Origin of the sequence: Allobosea sp. 117 (genome assembly GCF_000702305.1) — a bacterium.
In the GTDB taxonomy this organism is placed as follows: domain Bacteria; phylum Pseudomonadota; class Alphaproteobacteria; order Rhizobiales; family Xanthobacteraceae; genus Ancylobacter.
In genome coordinates, this window is record NZ_JNLC01000018.1 from 204,678 (window position 1) to 221,451 (window position 16,774).

Sequence of the window (16,774 nt, forward strand, 5' to 3'; positions counted from 1 at the left end):
GTCAGCCCTCCCCCGCCACGCCGAGCCGCAGTCTCACCGGCACGCAGGGATTGACGCAGGAGACCACGAGCCGCGCCAGCATCGGCGTCCGCGCATTGATCGGCAAGGCGGCCAGCATCCGCGCCAGCAGCCCGCCGCCGGCGAGGTTCCAGGCGCTCGGCGAGAGCACCCTATAGTCGGTGACGATGCCGTCCTCGACGCGGGCGCGATGCGCGAGCAGGCCTCGCGCGGCGCGGGCGAGGCCGATGCCACGCGGTGCCGCGAATGCGCCCTCGCCTTCCCGGCGTGACGGTTCGAGGCAGCCGAGCAGATCGAGCAGCCGCGCCACCATGCGCACGAACAGGCTGGCGCCTTCGTGCGCCATGAGCGCGGCGAGAAGCGGCGAGCCGCGCCAGAGATCGGCCGCCGTCGATTCGCGCGCCACAGTCGGGCGGCCGGCATCCAGCGCCGCGGCGATATCGTCCATCGCGGGAGAGGCCAGTTCGGCGCGCCCCCAGGCGGGATCGATCTCGCGGCGGCAGCGCGCCAGCAGCCGCGCGGTCGGGCTCACGCCCGCCTCCAGCCAACGGTCGAGCGCCGGCGGCATCGCCTCGGCGAGGTCGAGCTCGGTGCCGAGCAGCGCGGCGCGAAGCGACGAGCACGCGGCTTCGCCGCCACCGATCCCCCTCAGCGCGTCGCGCGACGGCTCCTGCCCGAAGATGCGCGGCCAGTCGGCAAGGATCGCGACCGCGTGGTCGCGCAGCCGCTCCTGCCGCGCCACCTCGTCCTGCCGCGCGCCATCCTCGGGTGTCGGCAGGTCGAGGGCGGCACGGGCCGCCTGCGCATGGGCCGCCCCGCACAGATTGAAGACCCGCGGGACCAGCGCCGCGACCTGCTCCGGCTTCCGGCCGGCCGCCCAGGCGGCGGTGTCGACACCGCCCAGCAGCGTCAGGCGCCAGTCCGCCCTTCCCCGCTCTGTCACCAGCTCGATGTCGAGAGCGCCGGTCATGATGCCACCCGGTCTCCCGAGGCGTCGGAGGCGAGACCCGCCCCGAAGATCAGCGCCCGCCGCGTCGGTACGGCGGGAGGAGGCGCCACCTCCACCGCGTCCGCCGCCACCACTTCGGCTGCACCGCCCTCCTCCATGGCGCGAAGGGCATCCTCGCGCGCCCGGCGGATGTCGCCGGAGCGGTCGCCCTCTTCACGGATCGCGGCGTCGAACAGCGCGGCGAGCGCCGCCCGCGCGGTCTCCTCGGCCTGCAGCATCGAGGTGAAGTCGAACATCGGCGAGAACAGCGAACACGCCTTGTAGGGACCGGTCTCCGCGCGATTGGCACCAAGGAACTCGTAATGGCCGGAGGGGAAGGCGACGAGCTCCTTGGCGCCCGGCACCAGCCCCGACCAGTCGTCCTCCGGCCCGGGAATCAGCACGATGTTCATGAACCAGGGGGTGATAAGCATGCCGAGTACCCGCCCCTCATGCGGACGGAAGCCGACGGCCTTCACCTCCAGCGTCTCGTTCAGCAGCGGCACGCCGCGCATCTGCCCGATGTGTATTTCGCGGAACAGCGCCTCGAAGCGGGCCGGCATCCCGGCGACCAGCGCCTCGAGGCGCCCGTCATGCGCCGGCGCCTTGGGTTCCACGGAGGCCGGAAGAGACGCGGCTCCCGCGCCGTCGTCGATCACCATGAACTGCTCGCGCGCGCCGTCGCATTTCGGGCAGCGCCAGTCCTCCGGCAGCTCGGCGAAGGGCGTGCCGGCAGGTACCTGCCAAACCTCGCAGCCCTCGGCCGGGTCGTAGACATGCCAGCAGATCTTGCATTCCAGCACGGCGGTCGGCGCCAGCCGGGCGGCGTCGCCGAGGAAGGAGCCTTCGAAGCGCCTCGTGAGCATCGTCGCCTCCCCCTATTTCAGCGAATCCAGGATATCGGCGATCCGCACGGCGGAATCGGCGATGTCCTCGGGAGCGGCGCAGGCGACGTCCGGCACCTCGGTCACCTCGATGGTGTCGAGGATCAGCGTGTCGGCCGAGTTGTAGTAGCGCACATACCAGACGTCCTTCATCGCGGTGGCGTCGATCCGGCAGTTGCCGTAACCGCGCGACAGGATGGTGATGCCACCGCGCCCGAGGCCGGCCTCGATCATCGCGCGGTCCTCCGGCGTGTGCGGCAGCAGGCTCATATTCACCACATGCGGCAGGCCACCGGGCCGGCGCTCGCGGCTGCGGTGGACGATCTCGGTGAGGATCGCGGGCGCATTGACCACGCCCGGACGCAGCCGGGTGGCGAAGTCGGCATCGACCGGCCATTCGCGTGGGAAGGCCCGTACCAGCGCGCCGCGCGGGAAGGCGGCGATCTCGATGCGCTCGCGCACCGCGGGCGCCTTGCCGGGACCGCCAGTCGTCGAGCCGCGCACCCGCCATATGCCGGCGCAACTTGCCTCCTGGATCTCGATGCGCTCGCCGGGCGCCTCCACCACGATCGACACCTCGCCTTCGCCCAGCGTCTCGTCGAGCAGCGCCCGGTTCTCCGCGTCGAGGCCGCCGAGCGCAATCGTGGTCGTGCCGTTCGGCGTCCACGCGGCCAGCGCGGCGCGGATCGCCTCCAGCGTCGCCAGCGCCGGAGCGAAGCGTCCGGGATCATCGATCTCCGGCAGGCGGGCATCATAGGTGCGCATGCCGGACGGCATGGGCAGATAGGCGAGCCCCTCCTCGCCGTCATCCGGCTGGCTGCCGGGGCCGTAGCCGATTGGAGGTACCGTGGCGAAGGGGATCGACGACATGACGGGCCTCAATGGCTGGTGGGGACGGACGCGGGCGCGTCCGCGCGGGCGATCACGGCGGACAAGCGCTCGAGGAACTCGTCCCAGTCGCGCATCCGCGACAGCGAGCCGAGCGGCCGCCCGTCGCGCATCACCACGATGGCCGGCAGCGCGATGCCGCCGAGTTGCTCGCGCAGTTGCTTCTCGTAGGCCGGGCTCGCCACCGCGCCACCCATGCCGGACGACGGCCCGCCGAGTGCCTGAACGAGCTCGGGAAGCACCACCGCGAGGTCCGGCGTCTCCAGATGCCCCTTGCCGTGGGCCGGCAGGAACAGGAGGCTGTCGCCGGCCGGCAGGGCGGCCTCGCCGCCGGCGTCGAGATAGGGGAAGCCGAACTCGCGGGTGAGCCGGGCGACCAGCGGATGCAGCGTGTCGGTCGTCATGCGGCGGGCTCCTGGCGTGCGGGAGGAACGAGATGGGCCGGCAGTTGCGGCTCGCGCCCGACGAGGTCGGCGAAGGCGGCCTCGATGTCGGCGGATGAACCGCTCATCACGGCGGCGACGGCGGCCAGCGCCTCGCCGATGAGCCCGGCCTCCTCGGCGTCGAGGAGGCGGCGCCCGGTGCCGAGGAAGGTCAGCACATGGTCGCCGACCCTGGCGTCGGGCAGCAGCGCGAGGTCGATGAGATGGACTTCGCCATCATGGCTGCACTGCGCCTGAAGGCCGTCGATATGTTCGATCCGCATGGGAATGCCGAGGCACATCGCCGCCGCTCCTAGCGCCAGTTGACGAGCACGCGCTCGTCGCCGATCCGGCACGCGTCCTCGGCGCTCGGCCGCCCGCTCTCATAGGCGTCGCGGGTGATGGCCGGGGCGAGGCAACTGCTCTCGGCGTTCGAGCGGACGGTCGGCATCACGCCGAATTCGCGGGCGAGGATCTCCAGCACCATCGCCATAGCGGGCTCGATCTGCGCCGCGATCGCCGGCGTCAGGCCGCCGCCATAGTCGTCGAGCAGCTCCGGCTGGATGCCGACCAGCCGCAGTCTGGGCGGCATGCGGCCGCGCAGTTGCAGAAGCGCGAGGATTTCCTGGAAGCCGGTCTGGTGCAGGCTGACCTTGCGCGCGCCGAGCACGGCGGGCACCTCGTCGTCGCGCAGCACCTTCATGGTGGCAGGCGGCAGGCCGTAATCGATGGCGTCGACGATGACGACGCCGGTCGCCTCCTCCAGATAGGGCAGCAGATAAAGGCCCTGCGTGCCACCATCGAGGGCGCGGACATGCTCGGGCAGCTCGTAGCGCTGGTGCAGCGCCTCGACGACGCGGACGCCAAAGCCCTCGTCCGCCCACAATATGTTGCCGATGCCGAGTATGAGGATGCGTTCGCCGCCCATCGCGACGTCTCCTGTGCGTTTTCCCTAGGCGTCCGGGCGGTCTGCTGCCGCCTCTTTCGAATGCTTCTCAATTCAAGCGCCGTGCCAAGCGTTCGAGACCCTGCATCACATTGAAATTAAACGATAATTTTACGAAGACCGCGAAGCAGGCCACGTGCGCATGGAAAGATAATGATCACTTTATTCGATTTCTGGAAAGCTGCTATCCAAGAAGAAAGGGCGCGGCCGAAGCCGCGCCCAATACCGGTCACGTCCCCACATGACCGGACCCCGGCTGGGAGCCGGAATGTCAGTCCGGATCGTCGTCCTTGAAGGTGCGCACGCCGGAAATCATGGTGGAGACGATCGACTGGCGGGACATGATGTCCTCACGCACCGCCGCATAGATGTGGATCATCACGAACAGCAGGATCGCCCACATGCCGAGGTGGTGCCAGGTGTGCACTGCCATGCTGCCGCCCAGCAGAGGGATCACCCAGCCGAACAGATGCGCCTGCCAACTGTCCGGGCCTGCACCCTCCGAATAGAGCGCGAAGCCGGTGACGATCATGAAGATGCTGCCGACCCCGATCGCCCAGAACATGGCGAACTGCGCCAGCGGGTTGTGGCCGATATATTTCTTCGGCCGCCGCTCCAGGAACAGGTACCACTTCGCTTCGCCGAGCAGCCCCGCCCAGAAGGAACGGCGCCAGAACGGCAGCACGAAAAGCTGCCGCGCATGGTGGTTGCCGACGAACGCCCAGTAAATGCGGAAAACGAAGCCGACGGCGAAGATGTACCCCGCCGCGAAATGCAGGAACCGGATGGTACCCATCAGGTAATGCGCGCTCGCCTCGCCCGAGAGGGTCGGCAGCGGCGAACCGATGAGATAGCCGGTCACCGCGAGCACGGTGATCGAGAGCGCGTTGATCCAGTGCCAGAGGCGCACCGGCGCCTCGTACACATAGACCGCAGTGACGCGGCCAGCGGTCTCGCCGTCGACGTGGAACTCGTCCGGCCGGCCGATGTCAGGATGTTCGATGCTGCTCATCGCCCCCTCCCTCAGCGCACCGTGACCCGCGCCATCTCCTCGCCGTCCGGCGAGATGACGTGCGTCGAGCAGGCGAGGCACGGGTCGAAGGAATGCAGCGTGCGCAGGATCTCGACCGGCTCCTCGGGGCGCTCCATCGGCGTGTTCATCAGCGAGGCCTCGAAGGCGCCGATATTCCCCTTCGGATCGCGCGGACCGCCGTTCCAGGTGGTCGGCACCACACACTGGTAGTTCTCGATGCGCCCGTCCTTGATCTTGATCCAGTGCGCATTGGCGCCGCGCGGCGCCGCCACCGTGCCGACGCCCTTGGCCTCCTTCGGCCAGGTCGCCGGGTCCCATTTCTCGACATTGGCGGTGGAGCTGTCGCCGGCCTTGATGTTGGCCATCAGGCGATCGAAGTCCTCCAGCATCATCTTGGCGCAGTAATGCGCCTCCAGCGCGCGGGCCAGCGTGCGCCCGATGGTGGAGGGCAGCGCCTGCTTCGGCGTGAGGCTGGTGCCGGCCAGCGCGTTGAAGCGGCCGACCGAGTCGGTGATCTGGTCCTTCACATAGGTGACGTTGTGCCCCCAGGCGAGGATGTAGCGCGCCAACGGCCCGACCTCGCAGGCGTTGCCGCGCCAGCGCGGCGACTTGATCCACGAGTATTTCGCCGCCTCGTCAAGCTGCCGGATATCGGTCCGGGTGCCCTTGGCGTTCGGGCCGAGCTCGTATTTCGGCTGGGTCACGCCGTCCCAGGGGTGCAGGCCGCGCGTCTCGTCGCCATAGCTGTACCAGCTATGCGCGACGAACTCCTGCACCTGCTCGGGATCGCGCGGGTCGATCGGGTGCACCTCGTCCCAGTTGCCGTTCAGGATGACGCCGCCGGGAAGCTGCTCGCTCGACTTGTCGCCCGGCACCAGCTCGTAGTCGCCATAGTCGAGCACGTTGGTCGCCGAGAGCCCGCCGCCATAGAGCCATTCCTTGTAGAAGCTGGCGATGGCGATGACGTCCGGCACGTAGACGTTCTTGGAGAACTCGAAGGCCTCCAGCAGCCGCTGGCGCACGAAGTACAGCCGCTCGATGTTCAGTGGCGCGCCGGCGGCCATGTTGCCGTCCATGTTGATGGCGCAGGGCACCCCGCCGACCATGTAGTTCGGGTGCGGGTTCTTGCCGCCGAAGATGGTGTGGACCTTCACGATCTCCTTCTGGAAATCGAGTGCCTCCAGATAATGCGCCACCGCCATCAGGTCGGCTTCCGGTGACAGCTTATAGGCCGGATTGTCCCAGTAGCCGTTCTTGAAGATACCGAGCTGGCCGCTCTCGACGAACTTCTTCAGTCGGTTCTGGATGTCGCGGAAATAGCCCGGACTCGACATCGGATGGTCCGGCCCGACCATCTGCTGGAGCTGAGAGGTCGCTTTCGGATCCGCCTTCAAGGCATTGACAGGATTCACCCAGTCGAGCGCGTGCAGGTGGTAGAAGTGCACGACATGGTCGTGCCACTGCAGCACCTTGGCCATGATCTCGCGGATCAGATGGGCGTTGGTGGGGATTTTGATCTGCAGCGCGTCCTCGACCGCGCGCACCGAGGCGAGCGCATGGCAGCCGGTGCACACGCCGCAGATACGCTCGACGAACGCCCAGGCGTCGCGCGGGTCGCGGCCCTTGAGGATGACCTCCAGCCCGCGCCACATGGTGCCGGTGGAGACCGCGTTGCGGATGACGTTGTTGGAATCGACGTTCACCTCGCAGCGCATATGGCCTTCGATGCGGGTGACCGGATCGACCACGACGCGCTTGCCGGAGGTGTCGAGGGTGAAGCCGTTCGGCGTCTGGATGGTCATTTGGCGTCTCCCTGGTGCCCGACGTCTCCCTTGTGCTGGGCGCGCTTCAGCGCGCTGACGGCGGCATGCACGGCAACCGCGCCGCCGACCGTGGCGGCGGCGGTAAGGCCGATCTTGTCGGCATTGGCCTCGATGCCGAAGCCGGCGTTATGCAGGTCGGTGAGGCGGGCGTACCAGGAGCCCTTGTCCCAGAAGCCGTCCTCCGAGCAGCCGATGCAGCCGTGGCCGGCCTGGATCGGGAAGGAGGTGCCCTCGTTCCAGCGCGTGGTCGAGCAGGCATTGTAGGTGGTCGGCCCCTTGCAGCCGACCTTGTAGAGGCAATAGCCCTTGCGCGCGCCCTCATCGTCGAACGCCTCGACGAACTGGCCGGCGTCGAAATGCGGCCGGCGGTAGCATTTGTCGTGGATGCGCTGCGAATAGAACATCTTCGGCCGCCCCTGCCGGTCGAGCTCGGGGATGCGGTCGAAGGTCAGCATGTAGGTGATGACACCGGTCATTACCTCGGCGATGGGCGGACAGCCCGGCACCTTGATGATCGGCTTGTCGGTGATGACCTCGTGCACCGGCGTAGCACGGGTCGGGTTCGGGCGCGCCGCCTGCACGCAGCCATGCGAGGCGCAGGAGCCCCAGGAGATCACCGCCTTGGCGTCCTTCGCCACCATGCGTAGTTGGTCGATGAAGGGCTTGCCGCCGATGATGCAGAACATGCCGTCCTCATTGAGCGGCGGGTTGCCCTCCACGGCGAGGATGTAATTGCCTTTGTACTTCTCCATCACCTCATGGAGGATCGCCTCGGCCTGATGACCGGCGGAGGCCATCAGCGTGTCGTCGTAGTCGAGCGAGATCATCGACAGCACGACATCCTTGGCGAGCGGATGCGCCGAGCGGATGAAGCTCTCCGAGCAGCAGGTGCATTCCAGCCCGTGCAGCCACAGCACCGGGGTGCGCGGCTTGGTTTCCATGGCGTGGGCGATCTGCGGCACGAATTCCGGGCCGAGGCCGAGCGCCGCGGCGGTGAGCGAACAGTATTTCAGGAACGAGCGGCGGGTGATGCCCTGCCGTCGCATCACCTCGTAGAACGTCTCAAGCCCTTGCATGCGGCATCCCTCCATTTTCGGCCCGGACGCTTCGAGGCGCCCGGCTGAACGAAGGCTTCAGCAACCGCCATGCCACGGTTGATTTCCATTATATTTCAATGAATTGAAGGATCAGGCCGGATCTGCCGGCGGAAGCCGGAAATGCGCTTTCCAGCGCCGGCGGAAAGCTGCTTACCGCCCGAGGAGCCGCGCGGCCGCCACCGCCGCCTGGCCGAAGGCAAGGCCGCCGTCATTCGCCGGCACCTGTCCGGGCAGCAGCAGTTCGAGCGACCGGTCGGCCAGCCGCGCCGCCACCGCCTCCAGCAGCAGGGCGTTCTGGAACACGCCACCGGACAGCGCGACGGCGTTCGCGCCATGCACGGCGGCGAGCGAGGCGGCGGTGTCGGCGAAGATGGCGGCCACGCCCTCATGGAAGCGCCGGGCGATGGTCGCGGCGGGCACACCCGCCTGCCGGTCGGTGAGCGCCTCTCGCCACATCGGAGACGGATCGATCTCGACGAGGCCGTCGACGGACGCGGTCGCGAAGGGATAGGGCGGCAGGCCGGAGGGCGCGGCCTCCGCCAGCGCCTGCAGCGCCATCGCCGCCTCGCCCTCGAAGCCGAGGCGCGCCGGCGCCAGACCAAGCAGTGCCCCCATGGCGTCGAACAGCCGGCCCGCCGAGCTCGCCGGCGGCGCGTTGATCCCGCGCGCGATCATCGCCCGGAGCGTCGCCACCTGTCGACCCTCGAACAGCGTCGGGGGAACGGCATCGGGTCCGAGCGCGGCGTCGAGATGGGCGAGCAGCACCCGCCACGGCTCGCGGCTGGCGGCGTCGCCGCCGGCGAGCGGGATCGGTAGCAGCCGGGCGAGACGGCGGCTCGACGCATAGTCGCAGAGCAGGACCTCGGCGCCCCATACGGTGCCGTCCTCGCCGAACCCCAGCCCGTCCAGCGCGATGCCGATGACCGGCCCGGCCTCGGGCGGGCGGCCGTGCTCGGCCATAACCGCGGCGATATGGGCATGGTGGTGCTGCACGGCGATCAGCGGCAGCCCCCGCGCCTCCGCGAGCGCCGCCCCCAGCCGGCTCGGCCGGTAGTTCGGGTGGAGGTCGACCGCGACGGCCGCCGGCCGGTGATCGAAGATGGCGCTGTAGTCGGCGATGGCGCGCTCGAACTCGTCCTGCGTCGCCGGTTCTTCCAGATCGCCGAGATGGTTGGAGAGCAGCGCCTTGCGGCCAAGCGTCAGGCAGATCGCGCTCTTCAGCTCGCCGCCCAGCGCCAGCACGGGAGGCGCGCCAGCCAGCGCCGCCGGCAGGTCGAGCGGAACCGGGGCGAAGCCGCGCCCGCGCCGCATCACCTGAATCCGGCCGCCGATCACCTGCGCCACGGAATCGTCGAGCCGCCGCGCGATCGGCCGGTCATGGGTGAGGAAGGCGTCGACGATACCGCCGAGCCCGGCATACGCCTCGGCATCACGGAAGATCTGCGGCTCGCTGGAGTGGTTGCCGCTGGTCAGCACCAGCGGGCGGCCGAATGCTTCCATCAGCAGGTGATGCAGCGGCGTGTAGGGCAGCATCACGCCGAGCCGCGTCTGGCCCGGGGCGACACCGGCGGCGATGGCCGCCTCGGCCCTGACGCGCAACAGCAGGATCGGCGCGGTGGGATGGGCGAGCGCGGCATGCTCCGCCTCCCCGGCCGCACACAACGCCTCCAGCATGGCGCGGTCGCGCAGCATCACCGCCAGCGGCTTGGCCGGGCGGTGTTTGCGCCGGCGCAGTTCGGCGACGGCGGCCTCATCCGTGGCGTCGCAGGCGATGTGGAAGCCGCCTATGCCCTTGATCGCCAGTATCTTCCCCACCCGCAGCAACTCCGCGGCGGTGACGACCGGATCGCCCGCGACCTCCGCTCCTCTCATCTCCAGCCGCAGGCGCGGTCCGCATTGCGGACAGGCGATGGGCTGGGCGTGGAAGCGCCGATCGGCCGGGTTCGCGTATTCGGCGCGGCAGTCGGGGCACAGCGCGAAGCCGCGCATGGTGGTGGTGGCGCGGTCATAGGGCAGGCCCTCGACGATGGAGAAGCGCGGCCCGCAATCGGTGCAGTTGGTGAAGGCGTAGCGGTGGCGCCGCGCACCGGGATCGTGGACCTCGGCAAGGCACGCCCCGCAGGTCGCGATATCGGCGACCACGCCGACCGACAGCGCGCCGGGCGCGCTCGCCGCGATCACGAACCCCTGCCCGGCGACGGCATCGGTCGGCGTCCGTTCGACGCTGTCGACCCGGGCGAGCGGCGGCGCCTCGCTCTCCAGCGCGAGCGCCAGCGCGTCGAGCGAGGCCTGCATGCCCGCCGCGCGGATCACCACCGCGTCGCCCCGGTTGCTCACCTCGCCGGCGAGTTGGAGCCGCTGCGCCAGCCGCCAGACGAAGGGACGGAAACCCACTCCCTGCACGAGGCCGCGAACGATGATCTGCTCGGCCGGCATGGCGGGGCTCAGTGCACCGTGCATACCATGCAGGGATCGAAGGAGCGCACGATGTGCTGCACCGCGACCGGTGTCGTCTCACCCTGCCGGATCGGCGCGCCGACGAGCGCCGCCTCCAGCGGCCCCGGCACGCCTGCAGCGTCGCGCGGCGAGAAGTTCCAGGTGGTGGGGGCGATGATCTGGTAGCTGGCGATGCGCCCGTTCTCCACCTTCAGCCAGTGGCCGAGCGCGCCGCGCGCCGCCTCCGTCAGGCCGGCGGCGCGGCCACGGCTCGGCATGGTGCCCTGCGCGCACCACTGTTCGCCGGGCCTCAGCTCGCGCACCCAGCCCTCCATGGCGATCAGCGTGCGCGCGGTCTCGACGAGCCGCGCCGCCACGCGGGCGAGCACGCTGCCGCCGCTCCGCGCGACGATGTCCCGGATCAGCGGTTGGCCGTCCACCATCTGCCGCGCCACCGCGCCCGCCTCGAACGGCACGCCGCCGAGCCGCGGCGCCTTGCACCACGTATAGCCTTCCTCGTCGTCCGGGTCGGGCAGTGTCGAGCCCTCGAATGGATGGTGCGGGCGCGAGCGCCCCTCCATCCGCGCATTGGTGTGGTCCTCGGTGATCGCGCCGGTGTCGATGGCGCCGGGTCCCTCGGCGGTGAAGGTGCCGCGCGCATAGAGCGGTGCCTCCATGCCGGGATAGGCGCCATAGCTGAAATAGCGGTCATAGGCGCGACCCAGCCGGCCGAGATCAAGATCGGCGGCGATCTCCAGGAACAGGCGGAAATCGCCCTCGGGCCCGTTCGCCCGCCACTGCTCGATCTCCTCGACCGAGGCCAGCGCGGCGACGCGCTCCAGCTTCGCACCGAACAGGTGGTCCTCCAGCGCGCGCCGCACCGCGCCGAGCGTCGCCAGCAACCGCATCTGGTCGCGCGCATCCGCACCGCGCGTCACCCCGCCCGGCTGGATCGCCAGCGTGTGCGGCCAGCGCCCGGCGAGCAGGCCGAGTATGTGCAGCAGCGTCGTGCGGGTCTCCAGCGCCCGGCGCACGCTCGTCCCCTGCGCCGCCTTGAACCGCGCCTCGGCTTTGGCGAACCACGGCCGGTCGGCATATATGCCGCGGGCAAAGTCCGGCATGAAGAAGACGTGGAAGTGCATCAGGTGGTCGGCGACGTTCTCCGTCGCGACGATGAGATTGGTGGCGGTCCGGCCGTTCTGCGTAGGCTCCAGCCCCTGCACGCCGGCGAGCGCCAGCGCCGCCGCATGCGACTGGGAAACCGAGCAGATGCCGCAGATGCGCGGCGCGATGACCAGCGCGTCGCGCGGATCGCGGCCTTCGAGAATCCGCTCGAAGCCGCGGAACAGCGGCGACGACACATAGGCCGCCTCGACACGTCCCTGCCGGGCCTCGAGCCGCACCTCGAGGTCGCCCTCGACCCGGTTGAACGGGCCGACGACGAGACGCGTCGTGGCGTCGGCCGGGCTACGCTCGCTCATCGCCGTTTGATGTCGCGCACGGTCGGCGGCGTGATCACGTGGTCGCTCGTCGCGTTGCGGCGCAGCCGTTCCGGCGTCGCCGCCTTGGCGAGCGAGGACAGCGCCACGAACCAGGCCTTCGGCATGTCGGTGGGCAGGCCGACCGGGATGCCAGCGATCTTCGGCGTCTCGATGAAGGGATGCCCCGGCTCCTCGAACTCCGGCGCGGTGCAGTTGATGCAGGCATAGCCCCCGCGCGTGCAGGAGCCCTCGCCGTTCCACAGCCGGGTGTTGCAGTCGGCATGGGCCTGCGTGCCGAGGCAGCCGAGATGCTCCATCATGCAGCCGAGATCAGACATCTTCTCGGCACTCGCCTTGTACTCGTAATACTCGTTGCGCGGGCAGCCGTGATGCACGAGGTGGTCGGCGTAGAAGCGCGGCCGCCGGTAGACGTCGAGATCGTGTGCGCCGAGCAGCCCGGCGGCCAGCAGCATCAGCGTCTCGGTCACCCAGTTTGGATGCGTCGGGCAGCCGGCGACATTGATCACCGGGAGGCCCGAGCGCGAGCGGTAATCGGCGCCAAGCGCCCCGCCCTCGCGGCGGCCGTCATATTGCAGGCCGCAGGCGTCGGTCGGGTTGACGCCAGCCGCGGTGACGCCGCCATAGGCGGCGCAGGTGCCGACCGCCACGACATTCTCGGCGACCGCCGCGAGTCGGCGCACCCATTCGATGGTCGCGACGCCGGTGCCGGCGAGGGTGTGGAAGCGCCCGGTATTGTTCGGCCCGCGCAGCATGGCCCCCTCGACGCACAGCGCATCGAGCCGGACCTCGCCCGCCAGCACCTGCTCGAACAGTGCCACCGCCTCCGTGCCCGTCTCCTCCGACAGGGTCGGATGCCAGAGCATGCGGATGTTCGCGCTCGCGAGCGTGGTGGCGAGGTCGGGCGCCTCGGCGCACAGCATCGACATGGTGCAGCCACCGCAGCCGCCGGACTGGACCCACAGCACGTTGAAGCTCTCGGGCATGGCCTCAGCCTCCCTGCGCCGTCGGCAGCGTCAGTGTCATGACGGCCCCGCCATCGGGATGGTTGCCCGCCTCCAGCGTGCCGCCGTGCTCCTGCACGATGCGGTAGCTGATCGACAGGCCGAGGCCGGTGCCCTTGCCGACCGGCTTGGTCGTGAAGAACGGATCGAAGATACGCGAAGCGATGTCCGGGGCAATGCCGTGCCCGGTGTCGCGGATGGTCAGCACGGCGGCCTCGCCGCCAATACCGGCGCCGGTGCCGATGATCTCCAGCCGGCGCACCGGCCGGTCCTCCATCGCGTCGACAGCGTTCTGGATCAGGTTCATCAGAACCTGATGGATATGGCCGGAATGCCCGGTGGCGGTCAGGCCCTCGGCCATGTCGATGCGGGTCTCGATGCCCGGCATCTGCGCCTTGGCCACCCAGTCGAGCGCCGAGCGGACCAGCGCCGCCAGATCGAGTGCCTCGCGGGTCTCGCGCCGGTCGGAGGAGAAGCGCCGCAGGTCCGCGACGATGTCGCGCACGCGCTCGGCGCCCTCCAGCATGCCGTCGAGCGTGCCGGCAATGTTGGCGAGCGTAGCGTCGATCCTGAGATCGGCCTGCAGCTTGGCGAGTGCCGGTCCGCTCACGCCGCTGTTGACCGCGTCGAGATAGCTGGTGAGCCGGCCCGCATAGCGCTTCAGCGTATGGGCGTTGCCGTAGACGAAGGAGATCGGATTGTTGAGCTCGTGCGCCACGCCGGCCACCAGCCGGCCGAGCGAAGCCATCTTCTCCGAATGGACGAGCTGCTGCTGGGTCTGCTTGAGCCGCTCATGCGCCGCGGCGAGGTCGCTATAGGCCTGCCGCAGCTCGCCGATCGGCCGGCCGACCAGCACGATGCCGACCGCGCGCCCGCGCGAATCGAAGCGCACCGCGCCGTTGACCGAGACCGGCAGGTCGCCCTCGGCGGTCCGGAAGGCGAATTCGCGGTCGGTGATGCGCTCGCGCCGCTCGACGGCCGAGAGCACGTCGCGGAAGCTGGTGGGCGTGCCGGGCGCGAGCAGTTCCTCGACCCGGCGCTCGGTGAGGCTGCGCCCGCCGGCGCCGAAGATGCGCTCGGCGGCAAGGTTGACCTGCTCGATGCGCCCGTTGAGGTCGCAGGCGATCAGCACGTCGGTCATCGACGCCATCACGCCGGCGATGAAGGTCTGCGCCTCTTCGAGCTCGGCATTCTTCTGTTCGAGGGCGACCTGCTGGGTGACGAGCTCGGCGTAGGTCTCGTCCATCTTGCGGATGACGGCGATCCAGGCACGATCGGTCTCCGCGGGCGCCGATCCGGGGTCCGCCATCGCCGGCGAGCCCTGCGCATGCCCGGCTGCCGCTCTGTCATGCTGCTCGGACACGTCGAGGGCCGATCCTTCCGCTAAGCGGGGCATAGTAGGGCGAAGCCCGCGAACCCCGCAACCGAACCCGGCGACCGGCGGCGCTCAGCCGGCGCCCTTCGCCCGGCGCGGGCCGATGCTCGACAGCACGACACCCGCCAGCGCCAGCGTGCCTGTCAGCGCGGCGACATAACCCCAGCCGCCATGCTGCCAGAACCAGCCGCCGACCGAGCCGGTGATGCTCGACCCCATGTAGTAGAAGAGCAGATAGAGCGAGGCCGCATGTCCCTTGGACACCCCGGCGAGCGGGCCGACCGAGCCGCTCACAACCGAGTGCCCGATGAAGAAGCCAGTCGTCACCAGCGCGATGCCGGCGCCGATAGCGACCAGCGACTCGATCAGCGTCAGCGCGACGCCGGCGAGGATGATCAGGAAGCCGGCGATCAGCAGCGGGCGGCGCCCGAAGCGGTCGGCGAATCCGCCAGCCACCGACGACGACACGATGCCGAAGCCGAAGGCGAGAAAGATCATGCTGACGGCGGTCTGGCTCAGATTGTAGGGCGCGCCCGACAGCCGGAAGGTCGCGTAGTTGAAGAGCGTGACGAAGATGCTCGTCAGCACGAAGCCCAGCGCATAGAGGCGCACCAGCCCGACGTTGCGCAGGTGGAGCAGCCACGCCGCGACATGGAATCCCGGACGGAAGCCGCGCTCCGGCTCGAAATTGCGCGAGCGCGGGAGCAGCAGCAGGAAGCCGATGGCCGAGACGAGGCACAGCGCGCTCAGCACGAACAGCGCGGCGCGCCAGGAGGTGAACTCGGTCATCAGGCCCATGCCGACGCGCCCGGTCATCGCGCCGAACGCCGTGCCGCCGACATAGAGGCCCATCATCTTGCCGAGATGGCCGGGCTCGATCTCCTCCGCCAGATAGGCCATGGCCACCGCCGGCACACCGCCCAGCACGAAGCCCTCCAGCGCACGGGCGACCAGAAGGCCGTGCCAGCTCGGCACCATCGCCGCGACGATGTTGAGCGCCGCGGCCAGCGTCATCGAGGCGAACATCAGCTCGCGGCGGCCGAGCATCTGCGAGAACGCGCCGGCCAGCACGATGGAGAAGGCCAGCATGCCGGTGGTGAGCGACAAGGCCAGCGAGCTCTCCGCCGGGGTGATGGCGAAGCTCTTCGCGAAGGCCGGCAGCAGCGGCTGGACGCAATAGGCGAGCGAGAAGCTGGCGAAGCCGACGAGGAAGAGGGCAAGGCCCGCGTGGCGATATTCGGGGGTTCCCCGCCGGATCCAGACGGCGGCCCGGGAGCCCTGTTCCTCGCGGGCAAACATGGAACCGGAGACGGGGGAGGACGGATCGAACACGGCGTCGGACGCGACGGCCACGGGGGGAGACATGCGCTTATTTCCTGTTTGACCGGGAAATAGCGAGCGCCGCCCCATCCGTCCAATATATGGAAGTGGCTTTCTCCATATGTCATAGATATGGCATGGAGCTTCGCCACATCCGTTACTTCCTCGCCGTCGCCGAGGAGCGCAACTTCACCCGCGCCGCCGCGCGGCTCGGCATCGGGCAGCCTCCGCTCAGCTCGCAGATCAGGGATCTCGAGGCGGAGATCGGCGTGCAGCTATTCCACCGTGTCGCCCACGGCGCCGAGCTGACCGAGGCGGGACAGGGGTTCCGCGACGCGGTCGCGCCGCTGCCCGGCCAGTTCGCCGCCGCCATCCGCGTGGCCCAGCGCGCGGGGCGGGGCGAGACCGGCCAGCTCGGCATCGGGCTCACCGGAACCGCGGCCCTCAACCCGATCGTGCCCGACGCGATCCGCTCCTTCGGGCGGGCCTATCCGGACGTCGAGCTGAGGGTCGAGGAAGCGAGCTCGCTCACCCTGCTCAACAACATCGTCGAGGGAAGGCTCGACGTCGCGATCCTGCGCCCCGCCGAGTCGGATCCCGTCGAGCTGAGGGAAGAGAGCCTGGCCGAGGAGCCGCTGGTGGTGGTGCTGCCGGCCGCGCATCCGGCGGCGCAGGACAGGCGCCCCCTCGACCTCCCCCTGCTCAGGGACGATGCGCTGATCCTCACCCCGCGCTCGGTCGGCACCAGCCTCCATGACGCCGCGCTGGCGGCCTGCCGTGCGGCCGGCTTCGAGCCGCGGCTGGGCCAGCCGGCGCCGCAGATCGCCTCGATCCTCTCGCTGGTCGCCGCCGAGCTCGGCGTGTCGCTGGTGCCCGCCTCGATGCGTCAGCTCAATGTTCATGGCGTCGTCTTCCGTTCGATCCGCGCGCCGACGCCGCGCATCGGGCTGGCGGTGGTGTACCGCAAGACCCTGCCCCCGCCCCTCGCCACCAATTTCGCGCGGATCGCACGCAACGTCGCGCGCGACCGGCGCTGATACC

15 protein-coding genes are annotated in these 16,774 nt (G+C 69.7%); 1 reads left to right on the forward strand and 14 read right to left on the reverse strand.

Annotated features, from left to right (window positions below):
* Window position 1 precedes the first annotated feature (1 nt).
* The 14 genes from U742_RS0121010 to U742_RS0121075 all read right to left on the reverse strand — a co-directional run bounded on the left by U742_RS0121010 (window position 2) and on the right by U742_RS0121075 (window position 15,778).
* Complete coding sequence (locus U742_RS0121010) at window positions 2–988, reverse strand: nickel-dependent hydrogenase large subunit (RefSeq protein WP_029356666.1); 987 nt, start codon at window positions 986–988, stop codon at window positions 2–4.
* Window positions 985–1,872 carry a [NiFe]-hydrogenase assembly chaperone HybE gene (hybE, locus tag U742_RS0121015; RefSeq protein ID WP_029356668.1) on the reverse strand — a complete coding sequence of 296 codons (888 nt, stop codon included), beginning with the start codon at window positions 1,870–1,872 and terminating at the stop codon, window positions 985–987. Before hybE ends, U742_RS0121010 begins: the two co-directional genes overlap by 4 nt.
* Before the next feature lie 12 nt (window positions 1,873–1,884).
* Window positions 1,885–2,760 (reverse strand): hydrogenase expression/formation protein, encoded by an 876-nt coding sequence (locus U742_RS0121020; protein ID WP_029356669.1) that lies wholly within the window; start codon window positions 2,758–2,760, stop codon window positions 1,885–1,887.
* Between the two features lie 8 nt (window positions 2,761–2,768).
* Complete coding sequence (locus U742_RS0121025) at window positions 2,769–3,182, reverse strand: thioredoxin domain-containing protein (protein WP_029356671.1); 414 nt, start codon at window positions 3,180–3,182, stop codon at window positions 2,769–2,771.
* Window positions 3,179–3,502: a HypC/HybG/HupF family hydrogenase formation chaperone gene (locus U742_RS0121030; RefSeq protein WP_029356673.1), complete on the reverse strand. Its 324-nt coding sequence runs from the start codon at window positions 3,500–3,502 to the stop codon at window positions 3,179–3,181. The genes U742_RS0121025 and U742_RS0121030 overlap by 4 nt, the downstream gene beginning before the upstream one ends.
* An 11-nt stretch (window positions 3,503–3,513) precedes the next feature.
* Window positions 3,514–4,128 carry a HyaD/HybD family hydrogenase maturation endopeptidase gene (locus tag U742_RS0121035; RefSeq protein ID WP_029356675.1) on the reverse strand — a complete coding sequence of 205 codons (615 nt, stop codon included), beginning with the start codon at window positions 4,126–4,128 and terminating at the stop codon, window positions 3,514–3,516.
* A 289-nt stretch (window positions 4,129–4,417) separates the two neighbouring features.
* Window positions 4,418–5,158, reverse strand: a complete 741-nt coding sequence (cybH, locus tag U742_RS0121040; protein ID WP_051661390.1) for a Ni/Fe-hydrogenase, b-type cytochrome subunit — start codon at window positions 5,156–5,158, stop codon at window positions 4,418–4,420.
* Window positions 5,159–5,169: 11 nt separating this feature from the next.
* Complete coding sequence (locus U742_RS0121045) at window positions 5,170–6,981, reverse strand: nickel-dependent hydrogenase large subunit (RefSeq protein WP_029356678.1); 1,812 nt, start codon at window positions 6,979–6,981, stop codon at window positions 5,170–5,172.
* Window positions 6,978–8,078: a hydrogenase small subunit gene (locus U742_RS0121050; RefSeq protein WP_029356680.1), complete on the reverse strand. Its 1,101-nt coding sequence runs from the start codon at window positions 8,076–8,078 to the stop codon at window positions 6,978–6,980. The genes U742_RS0121045 and U742_RS0121050 overlap by 4 nt, the downstream gene beginning before the upstream one ends.
* A gap of 171 nt (window positions 8,079–8,249) precedes the next feature.
* Window positions 8,250–10,535, reverse strand: a complete 2,286-nt coding sequence (gene hypF, locus U742_RS0121055; RefSeq protein WP_038362292.1) for a carbamoyltransferase HypF — start codon at window positions 10,533–10,535, stop codon at window positions 8,250–8,252.
* An 8-nt stretch (window positions 10,536–10,543) separates the two neighbouring features.
* Window positions 10,544–12,016 (reverse strand): nickel-dependent hydrogenase large subunit, encoded by a 1,473-nt coding sequence (locus tag U742_RS0121060; protein ID WP_029356684.1) that lies wholly within the window; start codon window positions 12,014–12,016, stop codon window positions 10,544–10,546.
* The gene (locus U742_RS0121065; protein WP_029356686.1) at window positions 12,013–13,020 is read right to left on the reverse strand and encodes an NADH-quinone oxidoreductase subunit B family protein; all 1,008 of its coding nucleotides are present in this window, start codon (window positions 13,018–13,020) and stop codon (window positions 12,013–12,015) included. Before U742_RS0121065 ends, U742_RS0121060 begins: the two co-directional genes overlap by 4 nt.
* Window positions 13,021–13,024: 4 nt before the next feature.
* Window positions 13,025–14,401 (reverse strand): sensor histidine kinase, encoded by a 1,377-nt coding sequence (locus U742_RS0121070; protein ID WP_248310451.1) that lies wholly within the window; start codon window positions 14,399–14,401, stop codon window positions 13,025–13,027.
* An 84-nt stretch (window positions 14,402–14,485) separates the two neighbouring features.
* Window positions 14,486–15,778 (reverse strand): MFS transporter, encoded by a 1,293-nt coding sequence (locus U742_RS0121075; protein ID WP_029356689.1) that lies wholly within the window; start codon window positions 15,776–15,778, stop codon window positions 14,486–14,488.
* 92 nt (window positions 15,779–15,870) lie between these two features.
* Here U742_RS0121075 and U742_RS0121080 point away from each other — a divergent pair, with 92 nt between their 5' ends.
* Window positions 15,871–16,770, forward strand: coding sequence for a LysR family transcriptional regulator (locus U742_RS0121080; protein ID WP_029356691.1), 900 nt, complete (start codon window positions 15,871–15,873; stop codon window positions 16,768–16,770).
* Window positions 16,771–16,774 lie beyond the last annotated feature (4 nt).

Excerpts from the sequence above, each read along its gene's own strand:
- U742_RS0121010 (WP_029356666.1), bottom strand. The coding sequence starts at position 988 with ATGACCGGCGCTCTCGACATCGAGCTGGTGACAGAGCGGGGAAGGGCG.
- hybE (WP_029356668.1), bottom strand. The coding sequence starts at position 1,872 with ATGCTCACGAGGCGCTTCGAAGGCTCCTTCCTCGGCGACGCCGCCCGG.
- U742_RS0121020 (WP_029356669.1), bottom strand. The coding sequence starts at position 2,760 with ATGTCGTCGATCCCCTTCGCCACGGTACCTCCAATCGGCTACGGCCCC.
- U742_RS0121025 (WP_029356671.1), bottom strand. The coding sequence starts at position 3,182 with ATGACGACCGACACGCTGCATCCGCTGGTCGCCCGGCTCACCCGCGAG.
- U742_RS0121030 (WP_029356673.1), bottom strand. The coding sequence starts at position 3,502 with ATGTGCCTCGGCATTCCCATGCGGATCGAACATATCGACGGCCTTCAG.
- U742_RS0121035 (WP_029356675.1), bottom strand. The coding sequence starts at position 4,128 with ATGGGCGGCGAACGCATCCTCATACTCGGCATCGGCAACATATTGTGG.
- cybH (WP_051661390.1), bottom strand. The coding sequence starts at position 5,158 with ATGAGCAGCATCGAACATCCTGACATCGGCCGGCCGGACGAGTTCCAC.
- U742_RS0121045 (WP_029356678.1), bottom strand. The coding sequence starts at position 6,981 with ATGACCATCCAGACGCCGAACGGCTTCACCCTCGACACCTCCGGCAAG.
- U742_RS0121050 (WP_029356680.1), bottom strand. The coding sequence starts at position 8,078 with ATGCAAGGGCTTGAGACGTTCTACGAGGTGATGCGACGGCAGGGCATC.
- hypF (WP_038362292.1), bottom strand. The coding sequence starts at position 10,535 with ATGCCGGCCGAGCAGATCATCGTTCGCGGCCTCGTGCAGGGAGTGGGT.
- U742_RS0121060 (WP_029356684.1), bottom strand. The coding sequence starts at position 12,016 with ATGAGCGAGCGTAGCCCGGCCGACGCCACGACGCGTCTCGTCGTCGGC.
- U742_RS0121065 (WP_029356686.1), bottom strand. The coding sequence starts at position 13,020 with ATGCCCGAGAGCTTCAACGTGCTGTGGGTCCAGTCCGGCGGCTGCGGT.
- U742_RS0121075 (WP_029356689.1), bottom strand. The coding sequence starts at position 15,778 with ATGTCTCCCCCCGTGGCCGTCGCGTCCGACGCCGTGTTCGATCCGTCC.
- U742_RS0121080 (WP_029356691.1), top strand. The coding sequence starts at position 15,871 with ATGGAGCTTCGCCACATCCGTTACTTCCTCGCCGTCGCCGAGGAGCGC.